The 7615-nt window shown below is 64.2% G+C and carries 6 protein-coding genes and 1 pseudogene; all 7 read left to right on the top strand.

The features are described 5' to 3' along the window. Positions 1-102 (top strand): annotated as a pseudogene (locus NCT03_RS30830) (type VI secretion system tube protein Hcp); the annotation flags it as partial. Positions 103-165: 63 nt separating this feature from the next. After that, positions 166-579: a type VI secretion system baseplate subunit TssE gene (gene tssE / locus NCT03_RS30835; protein ID WP_244831865.1), complete on the top strand. Its 414-nt coding sequence runs from the start codon at positions 166-168 to the stop codon at positions 577-579. 30 nt (positions 580-609) lie between these two features. After that, complete coding sequence (gene tssF, locus NCT03_RS30840) at positions 610-2355, top strand: type VI secretion system baseplate subunit TssF (RefSeq protein WP_250495213.1); 1746 nt, start codon at positions 610-612, stop codon at positions 2353-2355. Then, positions 2319-3344, top strand: coding sequence for a type VI secretion system baseplate subunit TssG (tssG, locus tag NCT03_RS30845; protein WP_244831867.1), 1026 nt, complete (start codon positions 2319-2321; stop codon positions 3342-3344). Before tssF ends, tssG begins: the two co-directional genes overlap by 37 nt. Positions 3345-3381: 37 nt before the next feature. Then, positions 3382-6066, top strand: a complete 2685-nt coding sequence (gene tssH / locus NCT03_RS30850; RefSeq protein ID WP_250495214.1) for a type VI secretion system ATPase TssH — start codon at positions 3382-3384, stop codon at positions 6064-6066. Then, positions 6063-6842, top strand: coding sequence for a toll/interleukin-1 receptor domain-containing protein (locus tag NCT03_RS30855; protein WP_244831869.1), 780 nt, complete (start codon positions 6063-6065; stop codon positions 6840-6842). The genes tssH and NCT03_RS30855 overlap by 4 nt, the downstream gene beginning before the upstream one ends. A gap of 159 nt (positions 6843-7001) precedes the next feature. Beyond that, positions 7002-7490, top strand: a complete 489-nt coding sequence (locus tag NCT03_RS30860) for an Hcp family type VI secretion system effector (RefSeq protein WP_244831870.1) — start codon at positions 7002-7004, stop codon at positions 7488-7490. The last annotated feature ends 125 nt before the right edge of the window (positions 7491-7615 follow it).

Here is a 7615-nt window from a genome sequence, read left to right on the forward strand (position 1 = left end):
GGTCACATGGAAGATCTCGCGTTCACCTACGAAAAGATCACGTGGACCTACGAGCCGGACGGCATCGAAGCCGAAGACTCGTGGCTCGCGCCGAAGGCCTGACGCATTCCAAATCACGCATGACGCGGCGGAGGACTTACGCCGCTGCGTCGATCGGGACCGTCGATGAGAGAGCGCAGGCTGCTGGAACGCATATCCGGCTGGGAACAGGGCGCGGTGCGCACCAACGAAACCAGCACCGAGGTGCTCGTGAGATCCGTGATGGAGCATCTGTCGCGCATCCTCAATACGAGACAGGGCAGCGTGCAGCTCGATCCGCAATTCGGCGTGCCCGATTTCACGAATATCGCGGGCGGGCTGGAAGGCGGATCGACGGGCGAAATCGAGGAAGAGATTCAACGCATGGTGTCGCGTTACGAACCGCGCGTGCTCAACCCGAAAGTGCATCTCTTGAGCGACCGCAGCGACGTAATGTCGATCCGCTTCAGTCTCGACGGCACGCTCGCCGTGAACGATCGCGAGATTCCACTGCGCCTGTCCACCACCGTGAATTCCGATGGCCGCGTCACCGTGCTTTGACGCCTTGACGGCCCGCGACCGATCCCGACGATGCTCAATCGCTATTACGAAAACGAACTCACCAAGCTGAAGACGCTTGCCGTCGAGTTTGCCGAGGCCAATCCGGCGCTCGCGCCGATGCTCGCAGGCCGCTCGACCGACCCGGACGTCGAACGCCTGCTCGAAGGCGTGGCCTTCCTCACGGGTCTTGCGCGCCAGAAGCTCGACGACGAGTTCCCGGAGTTCATCCAGGAACTCTCCACGCTGCTGTTTCCGCACTATCTGCGTCCGGTTCCCGCGACGACGATGGTGCTGTTCGAGCCGCGCGGCGCGCTCACGGAAACCGCGAGCGTGGCGGCGGGCGTGGAGCTGGCATCGGCGCCGGTGGACGGCACGCCCTGCCGTTTCCGCACGACCCAGGCCGTGGACGTGCATCCGCTCACGCTCGCCGCGCGGCTTTCAGCGGGCGAAGGACGCACGCCTTCCATCGATCTCGACTTCAGCTTGCGCGGGCTCGATCTCGCGCGCTGGCAGACGAAGTCGCTGCGGCTCTTTCTGGCGGGCGGCTACAGCGATGCCTCCAAACTCCTGATGCTGCTCATGACCGAAGTGACGTCGGTGCGGCTGACGGCTAGCGGGGTATCGACGGAACTGGGCGCGCGTTCGCTCGTCCCGTCGGGCTTCGACAGCGAGCTCGTGCCGTATCCGAGTCACGCGTTTCCGGGGTATCGCAGTCTGCAAGAGTTCTTCGTGCAGCCGGAGAAATTCCTGTTCCTCGACCTGAACGGGATCGACAAGCTGCGCGGCGCCACCGGCACGACGTTCTCGGTCACGCTGTGCCTCAAACGTTTGCCCGCATGGCTCACCGAATTGAGCGCCGACGCCTTCATGCTCAACGTGACGCCCGTCATCAATCTGTTCGAGCATCACGCCAATCCGATCACGCTGGATCATCGGCAAATGGACTATCGCGTGAGCCCGGAAGGCGCGAACCGTCAGCATTACCAGATTCATTCAGTCGACAAGGTCACGTCGTATCGGCAAGGCGTGGCGCAGCAGCGCGTGTACCGGCCATTCGGCGTGCTCGGGCACGCGGCATCCGCCGCGACGGCGAGCGAAGACCAGCGCGCGCCGGGCGATCTCGTCTATCACACGTCGTTGCGCCCCGCCGCCGTCGGCAACGAGACTGAGCTGTATCTCTCGGTGGCGTATCCGCCCGAGGCCACGCCGCAGACCGAAACGCTTTCCATCGAGCTGACCTGCACCAACCGCTATCTGCCCGAGAGCCTGCGTTACGGCGATCTCAGCGAGCCAACCAGCAGTTCGCCCGAGCGCCTCAAGTTCCGCAATATCCGGCCGATGACACCGGTGGTCAATCCGCCCGTCGGCGAGGCGTTGCGTTGGCGGCTGCTCGGTCACGCCGCGCTCAACTTCCTCTCGCTCGCGGATGCCGCCAACCTGCGCGCCCTCCTCTCGCTCTACGTGTTCTCTGAGCGCCAGGAGCAAGGCCACGAGGCGGCGAACCGCAGACGCATCGCGGGCCTGAAGGAGATGAGCGTCACGCCCGAAGTGCGGCTCTTCGGGCGCAACATGCTGCGCGGTCAGCTGATCCGCGTGCGCTGCGAGATGGATCACTTCGCGGGCGCGGGCGATCTCTACGTGTTCGGCAGCGTGCTGGACCGTTTTCTCGGCGCCTACGCAAGCATGAACACGTATACGCGATTCGAGCTGGAAGACATTTTCTCCGGAGAGGTATTCAGATGGACGCCGCGGCTCGGTCAACAAGCTCTGCTCTAGACGACGCGCTATTTGAGCAAGGCGAACGCTTTGCGTATTTTCAGGCGGTGCGGCTGCTGCGCCGCCGCGCGCGTCTTGCGGGCGACGATCCGGAACGCCTGCGCGTGCGTCCGCGTCTTGCGCTCGGCTTTCCCGAAAGCGATATCGACCAGATCGAGCGCGATCTGCCGCGCCGTCATGCCGATCTCGACGACGACGCGCCCGAGCCCGCGCCGACGCCGCGAATTACCGCGAACTTCTTCGGGCTTTACGGCGTGTCCTCGCCGCTGCCGAGCTTCTATACCGAAGACCTGATCGAGGAAGAACGCGAAGGCCGCAGCGGGATGCGCGAGTTTCTCGACATCCTGCATTACACGCTGTATCCGCTGTTGTTCGAAAGCTGGGTCAAGTACCGGCCGCACGTGCGCGTGGTCGAGGAAGGCGACACGGCGATGCTCGAACGCCTGTATGCGTTCGTCGGCCTGCACGAGCGCTCCATGCGCCGCGACGACACGCCCGGCGTCTCCGACATGCTGCGCTACGCGGGCCTCTTCTCGCAACGCCCGCATTCGGCGCTTGGCCTGAAAACGCTGCTCGCCGATGCCTTCGCGCCCGCCGATGTGCATATCGTCAATTGCGTGGAAAGCTGGCTGCCGATTCCCGACGATCAGCGTCTCACGCTCGGCGATGGCCGTCATGCGCTCGGCGTCGAATGCTATCTCGGACAAGAGAGCCGCGATGCCAACAATCATGTGCGAATCGAGTTGCGCGGCCTGCCGCTGGCTCTGTTCGAAGCGTTGCAGCCAGGCCGGCGCGAGTACGAGCGTCTGCGTTTTTTCACGCGCTATTACCTGACCGAACCGTTCGACGTGACGGTGCTTCTCGAACTGCGCGCGGGTCTCGCCGAGAACGCCCGCACGGGCGGCATGCAATGGAACGCGCTGGGCCGCGACACGTGGCTCGCGCCGCGCGCGAATGCCGTGCCGCGTCCGGTCAGCTTCGCGATCTGAACCACCGATATCAAGAGACACGAGAGGAGCCCAAGCCATGTTGCTGGTCGATCTGAAACCGCTGGTGAGCCGGCTCAACGGCTACTGCCGGCAAGCGCTCGAAAACAGCGCCGGTCTGTGCATCTCGCGCGGCCAATACGAGATTTCCGTCGAGCACATGCTCGTCAAGCTGCTCGACGATCCGCAAAGCGATATCCCGCTTTTGCTGCGCGAACAGAACATCGATGCCGCGCTCTTTCGCCGCGCGCTCGATCAGTCGATAGAAGATTTGCGCGGCGGCAATACGGGCCGGCCGGTGTTCTCGCCGGTGCTGCTCGAACTGCTTCAGGATGCGTGGCTGATCGCCTCGGTGGACTTGCTCGAAACGCGCGTGCGTTCCGGTGCGATCCTGCTCGCGTTCCTCGCACGCGCCACTTTCTATGCAACCGGCGGCTATGCCGACATGCTGCGGCCGATCAACCGCGAGAGCTTGCTCGCGCGCTTCGGCGCGGCGTCGGCGGCGTCGATAGAGCAGACGGCGGCGGGCACTTCGTCGGCATCGGAAGGCGGCGCGAACGCGGCGGCCGGTTCGGACGGCAGCGCAATCGCCAAGTACTGCGAGAACTTCACCGAGAAGGCGCGCGAGGGCAAGATCGATCCTGTTTTCGGACGCGACGCCGAAATCCGCCAGATGGTCGATATCCTCGCGCGGCGGCGCAAGAACAACCCGATCTGCGTGGGCGATCCGGGCGTCGGCAAGACGGCGGTGGTCGAAGGACTGGCGCTGCGTATCGTCGATGGCGACGTGCCCGAGTCGTTGCGCGACGTGATCATCCTCGGTCTGGACATGGGCATGTTGCAGGCGGGCGCGAGCGTCAAGGGCGAATTCGAAAACCGGCTGAAGGGCATCATCAACGAGATCAAGGCATCGGTGAAGCCGGTGATCCTGTTCATCGACGAGGCGCATACACTGATCGGCGCGGGCGGTCAGGCGGGCACGTCGGACGCCGCGAACCTCTTCAAGCCGGCGCTCGCGCGCGGCGAGCTACGCACCATCGCGGCGACCACCTGGGCCGAGTACAAGAAGTACTTCGAGAAAGACGCGGCGCTCGCGCGGCGCTTCCAACTCGTGAAGCTCGACGAACCCGACTTGCCGACCGCGGTGCTGATCCTGCGCGGCCTGAAGGAACGTTACGAAGACGTGCACAAAGTCGTGATGCGCGACGACGCCATCGTGGCCGCCGCCGAATTGTCGAGCCGCTATATCACCGGGCGCCAGTTGCCGGACAAGGCCGTCGATCTGCTCGATACCGCGTGCGCCCGCGTCAAGGTGCTGCAAAGCGCGAAACCCGATGTGCTCGAAGACACCGAGCGCCGCATTCAGGCGTTGGAGCGCGAACGGCGCGGACTCGAACGCGATCGCGACAACATGCAGCCGGTGGACGACGAACGCCTCGCCGCCATCGCCGATGCCCTGCCTTCGCTCGAAGCCCGCGCGGCGGATTTGCGCGTGCGCTGGCTCGCGCAGAAGGAAGCGGGCGAGGCGCTCGTCGCGGCACGGGGAGCCGTGGCCGCCGCACGCGCCGCCGCGCAACCCGAAGCGCAGATCGACGCCCTGCGCGACGCCGCCAAGCGCGCCGAAGCCGATTTGCGCGAGGCCCAGGGCGATCAGCCGATGGTGCGCGTGGACGTCGATCCCGACGTGGTCGCGAAGGTCGTCAGCGACTGGACCGGCATTCCGCTCGGCAAGGTGCAGCGCGATCAGGCGCAGACCATCCTGAACATGGAAACGACGCTCGCCAGACGCGTGCGCGGTCAGGATCACGCGATGCATCAGATCGCCGAAGTGCTGAAGTCGTCGGCGGCGGGGTTGAAGGACCCCGAGCAACCGATGGGCGTGTTCCTGCTCGCGGGACCGTCGGGCGTCGGCAAGACGGAAACGGCGCTGACTGTCGCCGACATTCTCTTCGGCGACGAGAAGTCCACCGTCACCGTCAACATGAGCGAGTTCCAGGAGCGCCATAACGTGAGCCGTCTGATCGGCTCGCCGCCGGGTTATGTCGGCTATGGCGAAGGCGGTCTTCTGACCGAAGCCGTGCGTCAGCGTCCTTACTCGGTCGTGTTGCTCGACGAAACCGAGAAGGCGCATCTCGACGTGATGAACCTGTTTTACCAGGTGTTCGACAAGGGCATGCTCTCGGACGGCGAAGGCAAGGAAATCGACTTCTCCAACACGGTCGTGTTCCTGACTTCGAACCTCGCCACCGATGTCATCACCGAACTCACGGCGAACGGCGAGCGTCCCGACGACGAGACCATTCTCGCCGCCGTGCGGCCGATCCTCTCCGCGCACTTCAAGCCCGCGCTGCTCGCGCGCATGACCGTGATTCCGTACTACACGCTGCCGACGGATGCGCTCGCGGGCATCGTGCGCCTGAAGCTCGACAAGATCGTGAAGCGTCTCCTGGGCGCCAACAAGATTCCTCTCGCGTACACGGACAAGGTCGTGGACACCATCGCCGCGCGCTGCACGGAAGTGGAAACGGGCGCGCGCAACATCGACTTCATTCTGCGCGGCACCGTCATGCCGATGCTCTCGCACGAGATCCTTATCCGCATGAGCGAAGCCGAGCAGCCGACGCACGCCGAGCTCGATGTGAACGACGAAGGCGTGTTCGTCGTGTCGTTCGGTTTCGAGCCTGCCGAGGCGAAGGCCGCTGTCATCGAGGAAGAAGCGCAATGAAGCAGGTATGGGTCACGGCGCTCGCCAAAGACGAAGCGCGCATCGCGCAAGTGGCGGCGACGCTCAAGCGCTACGGGATCGCGGCGCAAGGCCACGTATGGCTCGACGAACCGGACAAGGCCGTCGCGCGTGTCGTGCTCGACGCGATGCAGGCGGCCGACGCGTGGATCGTCCTCGTCGATGAAGCGACGCTCGCCAAACCATCCGTGCGCTATGGCTTGTCGCTTTTGTACGCGAGCCTGCAGGCATCGCGCGGCGCGGCGCCGCCGGTGCTGTTCCTCACCGCTTCGGGCGATACCGTGCCGCCACCGTTGTTCGCCGGTGCGCTCACCTTCGCCGATCGGAACGCCGCGTGGCCCGCGAAGCTCGTCGCCGCGCTCGCACGCGCGCCGAAGCAGGCGCCGTTGGCGGCGCTCGGCGGCTATCGCCTGACGCTGTGGGGCGACGAGAACATCGGTCAGTGGTTCGAGATCGGCTCGCTCGAAGGGCCGCTTGCGGGCTTCGCGTTCGGCGTGCCGCGCAGCGACGAAGTATCGATCGACTTTCAGGCGGTCGGCGCACGCGGCGCGCTGCCGGCAAAGACCACGCTCGAATACGCACAGGAGGGTTTGCGCATGCAGATTGGCGGCACGGATTACGTGAGCTGGGCGGTGAGGAATGCGATCGGCCCGGACGATTCGTACTTCGTGCGCGTGCGCGGCTGCCCGGCCACGCTGCTGCTCATGCCTTATCCCGAAGGCGACGACGTCGAAGCGACGATCGTTCGGCTCGGATAACACCGCCATGTTTCGGATGTAACAAACCCGCGCCCCACTCGAAACGAAGCCGCAACGCGGCGACCTTAATCTGTACTCATGCGCTGAACGAGATCGAAGGCGCAAGCGGCCAGGCAAACACACAGCGCGCCGCCAACCCAAACTAACTGGAGATTAATCATGCCGATGCCCTGCTACCTCACCCTCGAAGGCCAGAACCAAGGAAAGATCGAAGGCTCCACCAAGGTTCAAGGCCACGAAGGCAAGATCCTCGTGCAAGCCGTGGATCACACCATCGAAATTCCGAAGAGCCCGCAAACTGGTCTGCCGACCGGCAAGCGCGTGCATGGCGCAATGACGGTGACGAAGGAAATCGACAAGTCGAGCCCGAAGCTGTATCAGGCGCTGACGTCGGGCGAACAGTTGAAGTCGGTGACGCTCGAGTTCTACCGCATTTCGCCCAAGGGCACGGAAGAAAAGTACTACACGGCCAAGCTCGAAAACGCGATCCTCACGCACATGCAGTCGTGGACGCCCAATTGCCTGGACCCGAACAACCGTCAGATGGGCCACATGGAAGACCTCGCGTTCACCTACGAAAAAATCACGTGGACGTACGAGCCGGACGGCATCGAAGCCGAAGATTCTTGGCTTGCTCCCAAGGCTTGATGTAACGCGTCGGGGGGCGGGGGGGGGGGGCGGGGGGCGGACCCGTTACTACCAGAATAAAAACCAGGTATGAAGGAGTACCCTGGGGTGACACACACAACACGGTCTGACATTAGGAATAGTTT

Source organism: Caballeronia sp. GAWG1-1, from assembly GCF_023631465.1.
Classification (GTDB): domain Bacteria; phylum Pseudomonadota; class Gammaproteobacteria; order Burkholderiales; family Burkholderiaceae; genus Caballeronia.